The 886-nt window shown below is 77.7% G+C and carries 1 protein-coding gene; it reads right to left on the bottom strand.

What is annotated here, in order from left to right; genetic code table 11:
• Positions 1-754, bottom strand: a 754-nt coding sequence (locus AE652_RS42245; RefSeq protein WP_049661510.1) for an HtaA domain-containing protein, incomplete at its 3' end; no start/stop codon positions are given.
• Positions 755-886 lie beyond the last annotated feature (132 nt).

Genomic DNA, 886 nt, shown 5'->3' with positions numbered 1-886 from the left:
CGGTCGGCGTGCCGGTGGCCGTGGCGGTGGGGCTCGCGCTCGGGCTGCCGGTGGGGCCGCCGGTCGGGCCCGTGCTCGGCGAGGAGGTGGCGGACGGCGTGGCGGTGGCCGTCGCGGTCGGCGGCACGGTCGGCGGGGTCGTGGCCGGGCTCTGCTTCAGCAGCAGCGACAGCGGGTCCATGTCCGCCCCCGCCGGGTAGAAGCCGGCGAAGGCCCGGGCGCCCTGCTCGGTCAGCTTGGCCGCGGCGGGCGTCCCGTTGGTGGTGTCCCGCGCGACGGTGAACGTCACCAGCGGCACGTCGTCCCGGCGGGTGACGTCGGCGGCGCCCACCGACTCCTTGGAGGCGGTGTCGGCGGTCAGCGTGCCGGTGGTGCCGGAGGTGGTGATCCGCAGGTCGCTGAGCGCGACGTCCAGCGCGCCGTGGTGGGCGGTGAAGTGCACGCCGCCGGTGAAGGAGGAGCTGAGCGCGTGCGTGGTGAGGTCGTACGCCGCGTTCGCCAGGCCGAAGTGGAAGGTGCCGTCGGCGTTGCGGGTCGCGCCGCCGGTCAGCTCGATCGCGCCGCCCTGGGAGGCCGGGCCCTCGATGTAGCTGCGGAAGCTGGCCTTCACACCCCAGTCCAGCGCTCCGGTGTCGTACGTGACGCTGCTCGGGCCGCCCGCGCCGAAAGCCAGTGCGGGGGCGCCGAGGGCGGTCAGGCCGAGGCCGGCGGTGGCGGCCGCGAGGGCGGCCAGCCGGGTGCGGTTGCGGGACATGCTGGGTACTCCGTTCGGATGGGGGGAGGGAGCGGGGGGACGCTCCCGGAGGGGTCAGGCCGCGTCGTCGGCGTCGGGCCCGGCGGCGGGGGCCCCGGCCGCGGCGGCCGCCCGGCGGCGGCGGACGAGCAG

It is taken from the genome of Kitasatospora sp. MY 5-36 (assembly GCF_001182915.1).
Classification (GTDB): domain Bacteria; phylum Actinomycetota; class Actinomycetes; order Streptomycetales; family Streptomycetaceae; genus Kitasatospora.
The sequence above is the reverse complement of the archived record's forward strand: the minus strand, read 5'-3'. Positions and strand labels throughout refer to the sequence as shown.